Origin of the sequence: Ciceribacter sp. T2.26MG-112.2 (genome assembly GCF_900492205.1) — a bacterium.
In the GTDB taxonomy this organism is placed as follows: domain Bacteria; phylum Pseudomonadota; class Alphaproteobacteria; order Rhizobiales; family Rhizobiaceae; genus Allorhizobium; species Allorhizobium naphthalenivorans_A.
In genome coordinates this window covers 19824-34160 of the sequence record NZ_UEYQ01000032.1, presented here as the reverse complement: position 1 = coordinate 34160, position 14337 = coordinate 19824, and the positions used below count along the sequence as shown (strand labels likewise).

General features: G+C 56.8%; 16 protein-coding genes. 12 read left to right on the top strand and 4 right to left on the bottom strand.

The features are described from left to right. Positions 1-253: 253 nt before the first annotated feature. The 9 genes from repC (DYZ14_RS22230) to repC (DYZ14_RS22190) all read left to right on the top strand — a co-directional run bounded on the left by repC (DYZ14_RS22230) (position 254) and on the right by repC (DYZ14_RS22190) (position 8217). The gene (gene repC, locus DYZ14_RS22230; protein ID WP_332308692.1) at positions 254-604 is read left to right on the top strand and encodes a replication initiation protein RepC; all 351 of its coding nucleotides are present in this window, start codon (positions 254-256) and stop codon (positions 602-604) included. After that, positions 604-1107 carry a thermonuclease family protein gene (locus DYZ14_RS22225; protein ID WP_154722705.1) on the top strand — a complete coding sequence of 168 codons (504 nt, stop codon included), beginning with the start codon at positions 604-606 and terminating at the stop codon, positions 1105-1107. The genes repC (DYZ14_RS22230) and DYZ14_RS22225 overlap by 1 nt, the downstream gene beginning before the upstream one ends. Positions 1108-1502: 395 nt before the next feature. Then, the gene (locus DYZ14_RS22220; RefSeq protein ID WP_111565340.1) at positions 1503-1835 is read left to right on the top strand and encodes a DUF736 family protein; all 333 of its coding nucleotides are present in this window, start codon (positions 1503-1505) and stop codon (positions 1833-1835) included. Positions 1836-1954: 119 nt separating this feature from the next. Next, positions 1955-2161 (top strand): antitoxin VbhA family protein, encoded by a 207-nt coding sequence (locus DYZ14_RS22215; RefSeq protein ID WP_037093580.1) that lies wholly within the window; start codon positions 1955-1957, stop codon positions 2159-2161. 65 nt (positions 2162-2226) lie between these two features. Then, positions 2227-3291: a Fic/DOC family protein gene (locus DYZ14_RS22210; protein WP_232365640.1), complete on the top strand. Its 1065-nt coding sequence runs from the start codon at positions 2227-2229 to the stop codon at positions 3289-3291. Positions 3292-3512: 221 nt separating this feature from the next. Next, positions 3513-4382 (top strand): ArdC family protein, encoded by an 870-nt coding sequence (locus tag DYZ14_RS22205; RefSeq protein WP_154722701.1) that lies wholly within the window; start codon positions 3513-3515, stop codon positions 4380-4382. A 180-nt stretch (positions 4383-4562) separates the two neighbouring features. Continuing rightward, a complete protein-coding gene (gene repA / locus DYZ14_RS22200; RefSeq protein ID WP_052642541.1) occupies positions 4563-5777 on the top strand; it encodes a plasmid partitioning protein RepA in 1215 nt (404 codons plus the stop codon). Continuing rightward, the gene (repB, locus tag DYZ14_RS22195) at positions 5774-6787 is read left to right on the top strand and encodes a plasmid partitioning protein RepB (protein WP_154722700.1); all 1014 of its coding nucleotides are present in this window, start codon (positions 5774-5776) and stop codon (positions 6785-6787) included. The genes repA and repB overlap by 4 nt, the downstream gene beginning before the upstream one ends. 191 nt (positions 6788-6978) lie before the next feature. Beyond that, entirely contained in the window at positions 6979-8217 is a 1239-nt protein-coding gene (gene repC / locus DYZ14_RS22190; RefSeq protein ID WP_154722699.1) for a plasmid replication protein RepC, read from the top strand. Between the two features lie 93 nt (positions 8218-8310). On the opposite strand, the gene DYZ14_RS22185 is transcribed toward repC (DYZ14_RS22190), so the two are convergent. The 4 genes from DYZ14_RS22185 to DYZ14_RS22170 form a co-directional block, all read right to left on the bottom strand. Next, positions 8311-8994 (bottom strand): helix-turn-helix domain-containing protein, encoded by a 684-nt coding sequence (locus tag DYZ14_RS22185; RefSeq protein WP_232365639.1) that lies wholly within the window; start codon positions 8992-8994, stop codon positions 8311-8313. A gap of 118 nt (positions 8995-9112) precedes the next feature. After that, positions 9113-9535 carry a hypothetical protein gene (locus tag DYZ14_RS22180; RefSeq protein WP_154722698.1) on the bottom strand — a complete coding sequence of 141 codons (423 nt, stop codon included), beginning with the start codon at positions 9533-9535 and terminating at the stop codon, positions 9113-9115. Next, positions 9532-9978 carry a hypothetical protein gene (locus DYZ14_RS22175; protein WP_037093775.1) on the bottom strand — a complete coding sequence of 149 codons (447 nt, stop codon included), beginning with the start codon at positions 9976-9978 and terminating at the stop codon, positions 9532-9534. The genes DYZ14_RS22180 and DYZ14_RS22175 overlap by 4 nt, the downstream gene beginning before the upstream one ends. Position 9979: 1 nt before the next feature. Then, positions 9980-10672 carry a ParA family protein gene (locus tag DYZ14_RS22170; protein WP_445292610.1) on the bottom strand — a complete coding sequence of 231 codons (693 nt, stop codon included), beginning with the start codon at positions 10670-10672 and terminating at the stop codon, positions 9980-9982. Positions 10673-11233: 561 nt separating this feature from the next. Here DYZ14_RS22170 and DYZ14_RS22165 point away from each other — a divergent pair. The 3 genes from DYZ14_RS22165 to DYZ14_RS22155 are packed head-to-tail and all read left to right on the top strand — an operon-like array spanning position 11234 to position 14334. After that, positions 11234-11635 carry a DUF6290 family protein gene (locus tag DYZ14_RS22165; RefSeq protein ID WP_154722696.1) on the top strand — a complete coding sequence of 134 codons (402 nt, stop codon included), beginning with the start codon at positions 11234-11236 and terminating at the stop codon, positions 11633-11635. Positions 11636-11638: 3 nt separating this feature from the next. Then, entirely contained in the window at positions 11639-14116 is a 2478-nt protein-coding gene (locus DYZ14_RS22160) for a relaxase/mobilization nuclease domain-containing protein (RefSeq protein WP_154722695.1), read from the top strand. A gap of 5 nt (positions 14117-14121) precedes the next feature. Then, positions 14122-14334: a hypothetical protein gene (locus DYZ14_RS22155; RefSeq protein ID WP_102022182.1), complete on the top strand. Its 213-nt coding sequence runs from the start codon at positions 14122-14124 to the stop codon at positions 14332-14334. Positions 14335-14337: the final 3 nt, after the last annotated feature.

The following is a 14337-nucleotide window of genomic DNA, read 5'->3' as shown; positions in this document are numbered from 1 at the left end:
CAGACCCGGATGTTTGCGAGCACATTGGCAAAGAGCGTGAGCACGACGCCCGCTCCATTGTCAGATAATTCGAGCAGAAAATGCCGATGTTTGCGAGCAGAGGCGCTTATGTTGGCAAGCCGCTACACGTAATGATGAACGGCGTTCGCCTAACGGCGAACATATCAGTTCGCTAAGGGCTGGCTCCGCCAGCAAGAGGGCTTTTGAGGAAAGCCTGGGGAGCCGTTCGCGCCAAAGCAATAGGCAACTGCAAGTGCGGCCTTCACTTTTGGCGCTGGAAGATGTGTGGCGGGCTACGCCAAGCCTTGCCGAATATGGCTACCAGCCCCCGCGTAGCTGGGCGGACCTGGACCGGATCGCTCCCAAACTTTGCCGCATCGCCGGCGTGTCCGAGGATGCGCGCCAGCGGGCCGTGGAACGAATGGGCCAGCAGGCGGCTGCGGTTGCGATCGCTCTCACCTTTGAGAAATACACACGCGCCGAAATCAGCTCGCCGGGCGGGTATTTGCGGGCCATGACAGACCGAGCCGCGAGCGGAGAGCTTCATCTCAACCGCTCGGTATTTGGGTTGGCAGCCCGCAATTCTATGGAGGCGCGCGCTTGATGAATATTCGTTTGGTGGGAGCCGCGCTGGCTGCGCTTCTGTTCACTGCTTCCGCTGCGTCGGCCGATTTTTCAGGCCGGGCGCGGGTGATTGATGGAGACACCTTCAGCATCCGCCAGCAGAGGATCCGCATTGCGGCTATCGACGCATGTGAGCGCGATCAGACCGGCTTCAAGAATGGCGCGATATGGAGGTGTGGAGTCGAGGCACGACAGTTCCTCGCCAGCATGATCGATGGAAAGCATGTTCGCTGTGTCGAAATTGATCGGGACCAGTACCGACGCCTTGTCGGCCAGTGCTTCATCGAGCGCTCGGATATCGGCCTTGAAATGGTGAAAGCGGGCCAGGCCAGCCTCTTGTTGCGCTATCTGCCAAGATCCCACCCGATCGACCTGAGCCAGTACCGCCGCGCCGAGAATCGTGCCCGACAGCTCGGCCAAGGCTTGTGGGACGCTCAGATTGAATCGCCCTCCTCCTATCGCCGCAGCCATACCGGCAACTGAAGCACTGGCGGCTTAGATATGGGGGACAGATGGCGAGATCTCACGTGGCGGCGCAACTCTCGGTTAACCCAGCCTCTTGTTTCAGGTTGTTGGTTCGGTTGCGTTCAGCACAATCCCGCACGCTACCAGTGCCGATGTCCCATTTGTCGAGGTGACGTATTGCTGCAAGCGCTCAGGCCCCACACCTCCAAAGTGGTTGCTCTTGATGCCCGTTCGCACGGCGACGCGGTTAGCGCAAAGCTGTTCGTCTCCAAATTTTCCCCGCCTTTGGCTTCCTCGCGAAACAAAATTTTCCGCCGCCCAGCCTCCTTCGCTGCGCTCCGGCCTACGGTGCGCACCGCTTTTCGCCGTGCCTTATGAACGATCATCGCAACCACCATAGAGGAGTGATTAACATGAGCATGACCAACTTCATCCAGTTCGACAAAGACGACATCGACAACGCCAAGGGAACCGGCCTCATCTCCACCATCGACCGGGACCTGGACATCAAGGTTACACCGTTCGACTCCACAAACGAAAAGGCTCCGACGCATCGCGTCTATGCCAAGTCACCTCGCGGCCACGACATCGAAGTTGGCGGCATCTGGAAGAAGACCAACGGCGAAGGGAAGCCGTACTACACCCTCTCCATCAAGCGCCTCGGCTTCAACGCCAACCTGGGTCGCTACCCCGGCCAAGATGACCTGGCGCTGCAGGCCATCATCGAATGGGAACCCCGCGATTAATCGCTTTGGGAGGCCCGATCTCTGATCGGGCTCCCACCATAAAAGAGCCGATCACCCCGCATTCGCTGGATATTCGGCTCTTTTTGTGCTAAGTTGAACACTAACTGGAGGCTCTGCCAATGAACGTTCATGCCCCCCGCCCCGATCGCTCTCCTGAAGCTGTTGCTGCACGACAGAAAGCCGTCGATCAGGCTCGTGCCGCCAATATGCGGCAGGGTTATACTGGCGATCCGGTTTTGGAAGAAGCAAACGGCCGTTACGTTGCGGGAGACATCACTTCCGAGGAAATGCGCCAAGAGCTGCTGGCCCGCTTTAAGCGGGCCTGATCATCACCTAGAGATTTGTCGCGGCCGCCTGTGATCTCAGGCGGCCTTTTTGCATGAGGTTTCGCGTGGCCCGCGATGATGAAGCTAAAGGCTCCTACACCTATCCCAACACTTCAGAGGATAATGATTTCAGGGATGTTCTGAAGAACAAGCTGGATATCAGAAGCCATTCGGCGCTGCGTGAGGCCGAATACGCTTTCACGGCTTTGAGGCAAACGGAGCTGGCTGAGGGAAAAGGTCCGACCGGTAATCACGACGCATCGCATCTGAAGGCTCTGCACGGCTACATCTTTCAAGATGTCTATGAATGGGCAGGACATACGCGAAATGAAAGTCCTGTCGTCGATGGTCAGCGGGTAGAGCCGGTAGGGGGGCTGTCGAAGGGCGACACGACTTTCCTGCATGGTTCGCGGATTGAAATGGGCCTCAACGAGGCGCTGAGGCCCGCCAGAGACGATCAGGGCCTAAGAGCTGCGACACCTGAGCAATTTGCTGAGAAAGCCGCGCACGTCCTTTCTGAGCTGAATTACGTTCACGCTTTTCGGGAAGGCAATGGAAGGGCAAACGAGGCGCTAGTGGTCTCGTTGGGCCGCACCTACGGTCATGACATCGATCTTACCGTCATCACCAAGCCTCGCATGATCGAGGCGTCCATTGAGACTACCAATGATCCGTCCAGTCCGGCGATGAAGCATCTCATCCAGGATGCGATGGATCCTAACCGCCGCGAGGCTATCCGCAGTGCCATGTCAGATCTTGAGCAGGCTGGCGAGAATCCGTTCGAGCACAACATCCGCACGGCCCGCCCGGGCGAAGTGATCGAAGGGCAGGTTCTCGGGCACGACAATCGCGTGGCGAGCCTCGTGGCCGACAGGGGGATTGTGGCCGTTGACCGCGCTGACCTTCCCGAGCGGATGCCCCCCGACGACGAGGAGGTGAAGTTCACCGCTCGATCTGATTTCAAGACTCTGGGGCGGCCGGAACAGGTCCAAGATGCCCAATCGCTGCCAGGTCAGCAAAAGGCCCAAGAGCCTCAGTCGCAGCACATCAACGCCGAGCTTAAGGCTATCGAAGCGCAGCAGCTTGCCGATCGCCAGCGAAACCGCGACCAAGACGACCGAGAGCGCTGACCTGCGGCCCGGTCGCTGCGGTGAGGGCCTGTGTCGTTGGCCGGGGTGCCGAAGCTCTGCGCCCTCCCCTGTCCGTTGGATGATTTGACGGACAAACTACGATAGCCCCTCCCCCATTCAACCGCTTGCGCGGTCCTACACTCCGTTGCGGCCCTACGGGTGCATGGGGTCGTTTCGCTATCTTCGGATCTTTGCCGTCAACCAACGAACAGGAGACGGCGATGCAGAGCGTAAAGGACACCTACCAGCGGATCACCGACACCATAATTCAGCAGCTCGAGGCCGGCACCAAGCCTTGGATCCGGCCATGGCGCGGAAACAGCCGCAGGTCGGCTACGCCGCTCCGCGCCTCCGGCGAAGCCTATCGCGGCATCAACGTGGTCATGCTGTGGCTCTCCGGGCAACTCGCCGGCTACGACGAAAACACATGGATGACTTACCGGCAGGCTCAGGAGCTTGGTGCTCAGGTCCGCAAGAGCGAACAAGGAACCCTCGTCGTCAAGTACGGCACCTTCACGCCGAAGGAGCAGGAGGCGGACGATCGTGCAATCCCCTATCTCAAGGGCTACACCGTCTTCAACGTCGTGCAGATCGACAACCTGCCTGACCACTTCAAGAGCCCGGCCGAGGCGGCGCCGATCGAGCCGGTTCCGGTTATCGATAATGTCGAAACCTTCATTCGGGCCACAGGCGCAAAGATAGCCTACGGCGGAAAGCAAGCCTGCTATCGGCCTGGCCCCGATGACATCCAAATGCCGGAGCGCGGTCGGTTCCTCAGCGAGGTTCATCTTTACAGCACGATTTTTCATGAGCTCGGGCACTGGAGCGGCGCAAAATCACGCCTTGATCGTGACCTTAGCGGGCGGTTCGGGAGCGAGACCTACGCAATGGAGGAGCTTATTGCCGAAATCTCAGCCGCGTTCGTCTGCGCCGATCTTGGCATTGAGCATGATCCGCGAGGCAACACCGCGACTTACGTTGAAAACTGGCTCAAGGTGCTGAAGCAGGATTCACGCGCAGTCATCACTGCCGCCGCGAAGGCTCAGGCAGTCGCTGACTATCTCCGACAGTTCAGCTCTTCTACAGGGTAGGGGCCCTAGCAAAACTGTCGGGCCTCATGCGCATCGATCCAAAACTTTACAACTGTAAAGTCGGGCATCCTTGATGCGTTAACTTCTTGTTAACGAAAAACGCCTTGAAGAATCGGAGTCAGTCTGGCATCCCTGACGGAAATGATCTCGTAAAGTGATCAGAACCGTCAAGAGGATTGAATGTTGCAGCCAGCTTCTCAGAGCGTCAGAGACACTGCGTCGAAGATCGAGGTCTACACCTCGAAACTCTCTGCGGAGCTGAACGATATGCGTGAAGCTGTCTATCCACCCTCTGCGCAGAAAACATTTGGCCGGACATTCTCAACCCTTGACCTAGTGAGGCTACTCAAGGTTCCGGAAAGTACTCTTCGCCAGTTGACGCTAGAAGGGAAGGGGCCTTTGCCCGAGCGCGCAGAAAACAATAGGCGAACGTACACGATAGAGCAGGTCAAGGAACTGAGGCGATTCCTGGCCGAACTTCGTCCTGACGAAGCTGGCGAGCTGCTTCCGCATCGTCGCAAAGGGGAAAAGCTTCAGGTAATTGCTACGGCGAATTTCAAAGGTGGTAGTTCCAAGACAACCACTTCTATCCATCTCGCACATTTTTTAGGGCTTCAGGGTTATCGGGTCTTGTGTCTGGATCTTGATCCGCAAGCATCGATGACTGCGCTATTTGGTATTCAGCCCGAGTTCGATCTCGGCGAGAACCAGACAGCCTATGCAGCCATTCGATATGACAATGAGAGGCGGCCGCTCGCTGAAGTGATCCGGCCAACCTATTTCCCAGGTGTCGATCTAGTTCCTGGCAATCTGGAGCTAATGGACTTTGAGTTTGATACCCCGTCCTATCTGACCTCGAAAACCAGAGATGACCTGGGTTTGTTTTTCGAGCGGTTAAGCAGTGCCCTGGCCCGCGTGGATGATCGATACGATATCGTTATCATCGACACCCCACCGTCCCTTGGATACTCGACACTCGCTGCTCTTTATGCAGCCACGTCCTTAATCATTACCGTTCACCCGGCGATGCTCGACGTTGCATCGTGCAATCAGTTCCTGATCATGATCTCCGATCTATCGGAGGTGCTGGGGCAGTTTGGAGCTAAATTTGAGCATGACTTTTTCCGCTTCCTGCTCACGCGCGTGAACCCGAATGACGGGCCGCAGAAGTACATGTCCGGAGTCATGCGCCGATTGTTTGGTGATGATGTACTCGTTGCGGAGGCGCTCGAATCGACGGCAATCGCCGGTGCAGCGGTAGCGAAGAAGACCCTATACGAGCTCGAGTCGGGTGAGGTCGGTCGTGAGGCGTTGAAGCGCGCAATTGAGAGCGCTGACCGAGTTAACTCCGAGATCCTCGACCTCGTTCACAAAGTTTGGGGACGTAGCACATGAAGAAAAGTATCCTTCAGCGAATGGCGGCCGCCGAAACCCGGACGGAATCTCCTGTGTCGTCGGACGCATCCGACAAGCCCTCGCTGGCGCGGCGGCACTCTTCACCTGTCATTTCCAATGTGGGTCGGGCACTGACACAGCTCACAGAAGATAGTGTCATTTCACTCGATCCTGACCGTATTGACCGCTCCCCCTATAGAGATCGCTTTGGCAACGACGAGGACGCGGCCAAAGAGCTCGAGGCGCTTAAGATTTCAATCGCAAGTGAAGGCCAAAAAATTCCGGTTCTTGTTCGGCCGCATCCGACGAAAACGGATCATTACCAGCTTGCATACGGTTACCGTCGATGGGCAGCGATCAAGGCCATAATGGCAGAATCGGATCGCCCGGAGACCATAAAGATTCGAGCCTATGTTCGAGAGCTTTCCGATCGGCAGTTGATTGAAGAGCAATCGCTCGAGAATGGTGTTCGGGAAAACCTGACCTGGATTGAGCAGGCGATGTGGGCCGTACAGCTGAAAACTGCTGGCCTTTCCCATCGCGCCATGTGCCCAATCTTGGGAGCTTCAGAAGCGGCAATATCGCATCTTTTTCGAGTGACGGAGGCGGTACCCGAAGACATCATTCTTGCGATCGGAAGAGCAAAGGGAGTTGGTCGACCGAAATGGACCGCATTTGCCGAGTTGCTGAAAGATCCGAGCAGCGCAGCACGTGTTCGTAAAATAATCGACACGGTCGAGTTTCGAGGCGCTGACAGCTCCAGCCGTATTGCCCAAGCGATACGAGCTGCAAGTTCGGCGGCCGAAAAAGTGACTACGGAGCCAGCTGAAGAGATTGTTGACTTCGCCGTGGGTGACCGAGTTTTTGGCCGCATGAAGAGTAATTCGGCAGGAACTACGGTCTCAATCCCGAAGCAGGAACGCGCTTTCGCGCGCTGGCTCGCGGACCGAATGCCTGATCTTCTAAGCGAATACAACAATCGTTCAGATCCAACTCACAAAGAGGTGTGATCGAGACACTCGTTAATTGGTCAAGAGGAGAGACCGCGACAAAAGAAAAAGGCCCCCAAAACGTTTCCGTCATGGAAGCCTCTCTCAATTCCTAGCAAGATCGAGAATCGCATTTCCATGAATCCCAGTCAAGAGTCTTTGGCATCGTTTTGGTGAGCGGATTTCTTTTGCCTGAAGAAAGGTGAAGGAATATGCAGACGGGAAATGTGACGACGCCCTTTGGGCGGCGGCCGGCTGTGCTTGCTCTTGTAAAGAGGCAGCTCCAGACGTCCGAGACGAAACCAAGCCGCCAGGTCGAAAAATGGAAAGTGTTTCGTGACGCTTGTGAGGCCCGTGAACGCCTTGGCCTCCAGGACAGGGCGCTGACTGTGCTGGACGCATTGCTGACGTTTTATCCAGAGAGCGAGCTCAACTGCGATAGTGGATTGGTGGTCTTTCCATCCAATGCTCAGCTGTCTGTCAGAGCGCACGGCATAACCGGAACGACCTTGCGGCGGCATTTGGCTGCCTTGGTCGAAGCCGGGCTCATCCAGCGCAAGGATAGTCCGAACGGCAAGCGCTACGCTCACCGGGACAAGGGTGGTGATATCGAGCAGGCTTTTGGATTCGATCTTTCTCCACTTTTGGCTCGTGCTGCGGAACTTGCAGGTCTGGCACAGGAAGTCGCTGCCGAGCGCCTGCAGTTCAGACGAGCCAAAGAAGCGCTGACTATCTGCCGGCGTGATGTACGCAAGCTAATTTCCGCCGCGATGGATGAGGGGGCCGACGGCGACTGGGAAGCCATCGAAAACATGTATGTCGGCATTGTCAGCCGACTCCCCCGCAATCCTGACCGTCGCCAGGTGGAGGCAATCCTCGACGAGATGCAGCTTTTGCGCACCGAAATCCTTAACCTTCTGGAAAATCAGTTAGATTCTCAAAATATGGACGGCAATGCTGTTCAAAATGGCTGTCACATACAGAATTCAAAACCCGAATCCATCTATGAACTTGAACCTAGCTCTGGAAAAGAGCAGGGCGGAGCCGTCGAGCTGGAAGTAGCACCCAAAGCGGTTGCTCAGCCGTTGGCAAAGCCGGAACAGATGAAGTCGTTCCCGCTGTCGATGGTCCTGAAAGCCTGCCCGCAGATTTTGGATTACGGGCCCGGGGGGACGATCTCCCATTGGCGCGAGCTGATGGGGGCCGCGGTGGTGGTTCGATCAATGCTTGGTGTTAGCCCGTCGGCTTATGAGGAAGCGTGTGAGGTGATGGGGCCGGAGAACGCGGCGGTTGCTATGGCTGCAATCCTGGAGAGGGCAGGGCATATCAATTCGGCAGGTGGATATCTCCGCGATCTCACGCGTCGAGCGAGGGCAGGGGAGTTCGGGCTCGGACCAATGCTGATGTCGTTGATGCGTGCCAATACGAACGGAGGCCGGAAAGCAGGGTGAGGGGCTGTGCTGACGCACTAGGGTGAGGTCTCGATGGAAAAGGCCTGAAGTCAGCCTTCCTACATTGACAGCACTTACGACCGGTTTCAGCTCTCATTCGTCTGTAGGTGTTTCGGTTGTAGATGACTTGCGACCTGGTGGGCGACCAGGCGGACGGCCTCTCCTGCTGGCTCTCGCAGCTTTTCGGTTCAATCGTTGGCGTTCAGCCTCAGCTTGCGCTTCAGCCTCCGCTTCCGCTTCCGCTTTCTGTCGAGCCTCAAGAACATCGCTTGGCGTCAATTGGCCAACTATGCCAATCAAACTGCGTATGGTGTCGTGGGGGAGGTCATGAATAAGTCTGAACAATTCAACCCGATCATCGGCCTCTTGAGGATCTTTGCCGTAAAGATGAGGTGCCGCAGCATGAATCATCTGCATTGGCAGGAAACCAAGGAGCTCGGAAAGGTGGATCATTCGTGATACGGTAAGGCGCGAAATGTTCAGTTCATAGCGGCTATAAACCACTCGTGCGAGACCAGCCAAGGTCGCGAAATCACTCTGGGTCAAACCAGTTTTCGCACGTTCGTCTAAGAGGAATGCGGAAAGCTTTGCGTCGATCTCCCCGAAGCTGACAATGCCGTCGAAGCCCTCCTGGCGGTACAAGGGTCTCTGGAAATCTGGATCTGTGGTCTCAACCAGTTCCCTTGAATTGATATAGTCGGATAGATTCCGCACCGTCGGTATTCCCTCAGTCCCCAAATCCGCCAGTGGCGGATACCACGCACCATAACGTGCCATTAAGGCACTGTCATCCTGCGCGCCAGTCACACAAACCTAACAATATTGGGGGGAATGATCTGTAACATTGCTCTCTTGGGATCGAAATGCGCAACTCAGAGGCGCGTTGTGCCTCGAGTCAAGTTTGACTGCGAGCACTCCTGTTCACCGCCTTCGCAGCAATCAGATTCCAGCTTCGGGCATTGGGTTGAAAAATGCCTTCGAGGATCCTTTCCTCGCTGACCCAACTCAACCTCACGCGCATTTCGCAAGCTAGGGAGAACTGGTCGATGCTGATGCATCTTGTGATCCGGATCTCAGACTTCGGTCCGTGTTCCTCGAAGTCCCACATTGCAAACCGGAACAGCTCGCGTTTGGCGCGATCGTCCGTTGGCCAGTCGGTTTGCTTGAAAGGCTCCGGTGGAGCGGCGCCGACACTGAGTAAAGTTCTCTTTATGGCGCGAATATCGATCCCGACCTTCTCCGTCGCTTCAGGGTCGATCAAAAATCCAAGGGTTGCGCCTAGCGCCACCCCACCCAGGAATCGAAGGTCGAGGATCAATAGCCATTATCCTTCAGAAACTGGTCGATCGCGGCCTTGACGATCACCGTCATTTTCAAGTCGTTTTCAGAGGCTGCTCGCTCCAGACGTTTCTTAGTATCGTAATCAAGGGGGCAGTTGACGAAGTGTTTGCTCTCCCGCGCTTTATTCTGCTTCAGCTCCTGCAGTCGTATTCTGGATGCCTCACGCTCTAACGATCTGCTCGTCGCTCTCTCCCGGCGAGCCTCCGGTGATGGCAGAATCAAGCTCGACCGTTGTGGCACTTGAACGTCAGGGACCTTCGCGGGAGCTTCTTCGATAGCAACCTGGTCTGGATGATCGCTGGCCACCAAGTTTTCTGCTTCGTTGTCTATAGCCGGCTGCGACATTGAATTGGGCACATTCCCCCGTGACCGTCGCGGTGCAACGGGAAAATCAGATATACTGGAAGTCCCTTTAGCCATCTTACGCCCTCTTTTCCTCGGTTGTTACAAAACGTTCAATTTCTTGCATCATGCCCATAACCTCACTCCGGGCCTTTCTGACCGAGTCGCTGAGCTCAAGCATTTGCAGTGTCCCATATCCCAGTCTGATGTCCCGATAGGGGTTTCGCTCATACAGCTCGGTATCAAGGAGGTGTGAATCATATCCCTGCTCTTGCAGGTTTGCGATGAAGGGGCGGATCAGGCGGTAAGCTTCCAGTGAGCGGCCGGGGAGAGTGATCCGGGTTCTGAAGTTGAGATGTGGAATGTTTCGCCCGGTACGATCGCAGGTGTCAGCCACGTCCATTGCTGCCTGGCCGGCAGCAAGGATCTCGTCTTGGTTTGGCTGGATCGGGGTCATAACGATGTCCGAACCGGCGATGATCGTGTCCCGTAGCACGGTGTCTTGCCCGGGGGAGTCTATTAACACCACGTCAAACCCGGCGGTTTCGTTCTCCAGAATATGCTGAAGTGATGCGTTAGTTACTGCCGTTCGAAGCTCAATGCCGTCTGGCCTGTTGTCCTTCGCCTCTGAACGGGACCACCACTCATTCAGGTTTTGTCGTCCGTCTGCATCAACCAAAAGCACTTGCTTACCTTGAAGCGCATATTCCCCGGCGATCAGGATTACGGCGGTCGTCTTCCCCGCGCCGCCCTTGCCGCTTACCAGCGACATGCAAATTGCCATTTCACGATCCACTTCCTGTCTGAGACTTCACCCCGTCCCCTAGCGGTCTGACGTGTGTTCGATCGGAACATAAGTATCGTTGTTAAGATCTTCACATCGAAGGGAACCTACCATGTGGCAACGCGCAGGTTAAGATCAAAACGTGCGTGTGATCGCACGCTACTGGACATCAATAAAACCACACGAGTTGGTCGTGTGGCTTTTACAACTGTCTGGGTCGAGTGGTGAACCCCGGAGCCGCGTGAGGCCGTCTTTGGCGCTCGCACGGAGGGCGCAAGGGCGAAGAGCGAAGCGTCCCTTTCGCCTGAGTACGAGGGACAGACAAAGGCCTTCGAGAGCGGTTTTGGCGGTGAACCCTGGTGAGGGTTCCAACGGAAAAAGTGCGAATCGAAGCGGAGCCAATCAAGAGGTGGAATTTGGTCGAAATTATGGGGTAGTGCTTTAGGTTAAGAGTGGCAGGATACGCAAAAATGTTTTACATTTTGCATTGCGATCGTGGGACAAGCCCACGATGAGGGTCGCAAAGCTCCGGGAAGGTCTAGTTGATTGATGAGTGAGGACGCAATCGAAGTGCCGACAGCCAAGCAACGCAAGGGGCGTCTAATCAACGTGCGCGTCAGCGATGCAGAGTATTCGGCCATCGAGGAAGCGGCCAAGTCGGCCGGTATGAGTGTGTCTGCTTTTTTCCGTTCGCTGCTCCTCGAGGGTGCTGGCGTTCGACCTATTCTGACTGCGGAAGACAGGTTGATCATGGCCGCGTTGCTCGAAGACATGCGGATGATCGGCATCAATTTGAATCAGGTCGCCCGCTCCCTGAATGCAGGAAAGGGTGTCCATCCCTCAGAACTGGACATCAACCTTGGCAACGTCCAGCGGATTCAGGCGGCCGTAATGAGTGAGCTGCGGACCCTTTCGCGCCGTGCCGGGCATGAGCGACGAGGCGAGGTGTAGGCCGTGGAGTTCTTTTTCGGCACTTTCACAAGCGAATGGGAGCAAAGGCGCGCGGCGCTTTTGCACGAAATGACGCTCGGCGGCCGTGGGAGCGCTGTCGAGGAAGAGCTTGAGAAGAGACTGAAGAATCTGCAGCACCAGGTTGGGATGTCTAAAGGCGGGTCGGGATCTAGGGGAGGGGTGAGGACTTCGGCATTCAACGTGTCATCCCCTTCGAGGTCGATGGTTGCCGGTTCGGGTGCTATGCGATCAATGGATGTTCGTCTTGCGAGCGTTGCCAAAGGGAGCCAGCCAGCAGTTGTCAAACTGGCTTCCTACGGTGGTGGCGCCCGCGTCGGCTCGATGCTCAACTATGTTTCCAGAGGCGGGGAGCTGAAGGTTGAGAACGAGAACGGCGAGACGTTGCGTGGCCGTGAGGAGCTGGCGCGTCTCCGTGGCGATTGGGATCACCTTTTCCAGAACAGGACCGAGAGCCGCGATATCGGCGCGTTTAGCGTCGAGGTGAGCGTTTCCGACGGCTCAAACCCGCATGAGCAGGTGCGGGACATTCTCAGCAGTGGCTTTGGTGATCGACGCTACGCTTACTCTGTCGAAATCCGAAACGATGGATCGCTGAAGGTCGAGGGCCATGTTGTGTTGCGCAGCCGGCAGGGCGAGCGGCTGACGGCTGACGCGAAGGCGGCCGCCATCGTTCAGGAGCGTTTCAACGCCAGCGCCGTTGCGAAAGAGGCCCCCGCAGCTTTCTCGTTCACAGGCTATGGCAATGGCGTGGAATATGGCGCTGCCAAGTTGCGAGACCTGATCGCGCAGCGGAACGACGTTCGAGACGATCAGGGACGTTTGATTGCCGATGACAAGGCTGCGGGCGACCTGGTGCAAAGGGAATGGCGGGATGAGCTGCACAGCCGCAAGAGCCGTGACGTGATGCATGTGATCATGTCGGCGCGTGCCGGCACGGATGCTGTCGCGTTCGAAGGAGCTGTTCGTGACTTCCTGGCTGAGCAGTTTGCGGGCCATCGGTACGTATTCGCCATGCACGATCCGGAGAACGATCCGAAAGAAGCAGGGGAGGGGGGCAAGCGGCCGCATGTTCATGCCCATGCCATCGTTACCATGCGTTCGGAATCGGGCGACCGGATCGAGACGACTCCGGCCACCTTCCGGCAGTGGCGTGAGGTCATGGCCGAGAAGGCGCGTGACCACGGCATCAATATGGAAATGACCGATCGGCGAGAGTTTGCCACGCCGCCAGGCTTTACGCGAAATCAGGTTCGCGCCGTCAAGCATGACGGTCGAACCGAGCATGTAGGCACCAGCGATCCGGCGCAGGCGCGATATGACGCAAAGCGAGCTGGTCGGCGCGTGGTGGCGACGAGCCAGAGAAGCCGCCAGTACATCCTAAAAGCGCAGGAGACCTGGCAGAAGATCGCAGTCAACGCCGGCGACACAGTGGTTGCGGCCTACGCCGCTCAACATCGCTCCTATCTGGAAAACAGCCTTGCCCAAACGGATCAATCGCCTGCTGGTGCAGTCATTCATGCAGATTTCGGCGGTGATTACCGCTCCGATATGGTAGCAATCAGAGACATGTTGTCGGAGGCAAAGGACATGCGCGAGCAGACACGCCCAGAGTTCGAAGCGTACGAAAAGACGGTCGAAACGGCTCTATTCAACCTTCAGCGCAGCGCTGGTCCAGAGGACCGGTCAGGCTTCGAAGAGGTTTCCTCCCTCGCTCGCGAGATCGTCGATCTGCGCAGGCAGATGCTCGAAATGAAGGAGCGTGGGCTTGATGAGCAGGATGGACGGAACGCTGCTGGCGACGTCTCCAGCGAGGGTGGTGCCGCGCCGGAAAGAACGGCATCTGAGGTGCAAGAGCAGACGAATGCTAACCTCCAGTGGGAGGCGGCTGTTGCCAAGCATGGAGAGGCTGTCGTTGAGGCTGGTCACGATGCGATGGCAAATGTGGAACACTATCGCTCCGGCCTCGCCCATATCGAAGCCGGCGAGCTCGGAGACGAAAACCGGGAGCAGTATGAGAAGGGCCTTGAGGCTTCGCTTCATCATGCAGCTCAACTCGCCGCTTCCGGAAACGGCTATCTCCGGGATGTTGCCAACGAGGATCCGGAACTGCGCGCGGAGATCGAGACCATTGAACGCAATGAAGAGCGTGGGGACGAAAACAAGTCAAACAAGCAGCCGATAACTGCGGATACTGCCGACGATCGCCAACGCGATCTCAGGGTGGATCTGGAAGAGGAACGTCCGATCGGGCAAGCGGAGCGTGAGGCTTACCAGCTCGCTGAGACGGTGGACGCTACTCAGAGGCAGCAAGATCGTGTAAACAGAGACAGGGAAGCGGCCCAGCGGGGTGGCGAGACCACTCGGACTGATCCCGCGCAACAGCACATTCCTCGTCTCGAGGAGTTGGAGCGTGAACAGGTTGAACAGAGGGAGCGTAATCGGGACGACCGTGATCGCTAAGTGTCATGCAGGACGGTAATCAGAACACCTACCTGGTGGAAGTAAACGACCCCAAGTCTGCCGATATCGTCGGCAAGATGATGGTGTGGGGCATGGTCTGCGTTGGGATCCTCGCGATCCTGATCAAGGTCTACGGGACCGTGATCGGCTGGTATCATGCTTCTATGGCTTGGCTAACAGAGGCGGGTCAGTACGCGTCGAGCTTCTGGCCCTTCTGAACC

Coding starts and splice junctions, on each gene's coding strand:
- DYZ14_RS22185 (WP_232365639.1), bottom strand. CDS start 8,994: ATGGCACGTTATGGTGCGTGGTATCCGCCACTGGCGGATTTGGGGACT.
- DYZ14_RS22205 (WP_154722701.1), top strand. CDS start 3,513: ATGCAGAGCGTAAAGGACACCTACCAGCGGATCACCGACACCATAATT.
- DYZ14_RS22220 (WP_111565340.1), top strand. CDS start 1,503: ATGAGCATGACCAACTTCATCCAGTTCGACAAAGACGACATCGACAAC.
- DYZ14_RS22155 (WP_102022182.1), top strand. CDS start 14,122: ATGCAGGACGGTAATCAGAACACCTACCTGGTGGAAGTAAACGACCCC.
- repB (WP_154722700.1), top strand. CDS start 5,774: ATGAAGAAAAGTATCCTTCAGCGAATGGCGGCCGCCGAAACCCGGACG.
- DYZ14_RS22170 (WP_445292610.1), bottom strand. CDS start 10,672: ATGTCGCTGGTAAGCGGCAAGGGCGGCGCGGGGAAGACGACCGCCGTA.
- repC (WP_154722699.1), top strand. CDS start 6,979: ATGCAGACGGGAAATGTGACGACGCCCTTTGGGCGGCGGCCGGCTGTG.
- DYZ14_RS22165 (WP_154722696.1), top strand. CDS start 11,234: ATGAGTGAGGACGCAATCGAAGTGCCGACAGCCAAGCAACGCAAGGGG.
- DYZ14_RS22225 (WP_154722705.1), top strand. CDS start 604: ATGAATATTCGTTTGGTGGGAGCCGCGCTGGCTGCGCTTCTGTTCACT.
- DYZ14_RS22215 (WP_037093580.1), top strand. CDS start 1,955: ATGAACGTTCATGCCCCCCGCCCCGATCGCTCTCCTGAAGCTGTTGCT.
- repA (WP_052642541.1), top strand. CDS start 4,563: ATGTTGCAGCCAGCTTCTCAGAGCGTCAGAGACACTGCGTCGAAGATC.
- DYZ14_RS22175 (WP_037093775.1), bottom strand. CDS start 9,978: ATGGCTAAAGGGACTTCCAGTATATCTGATTTTCCCGTTGCACCGCGA.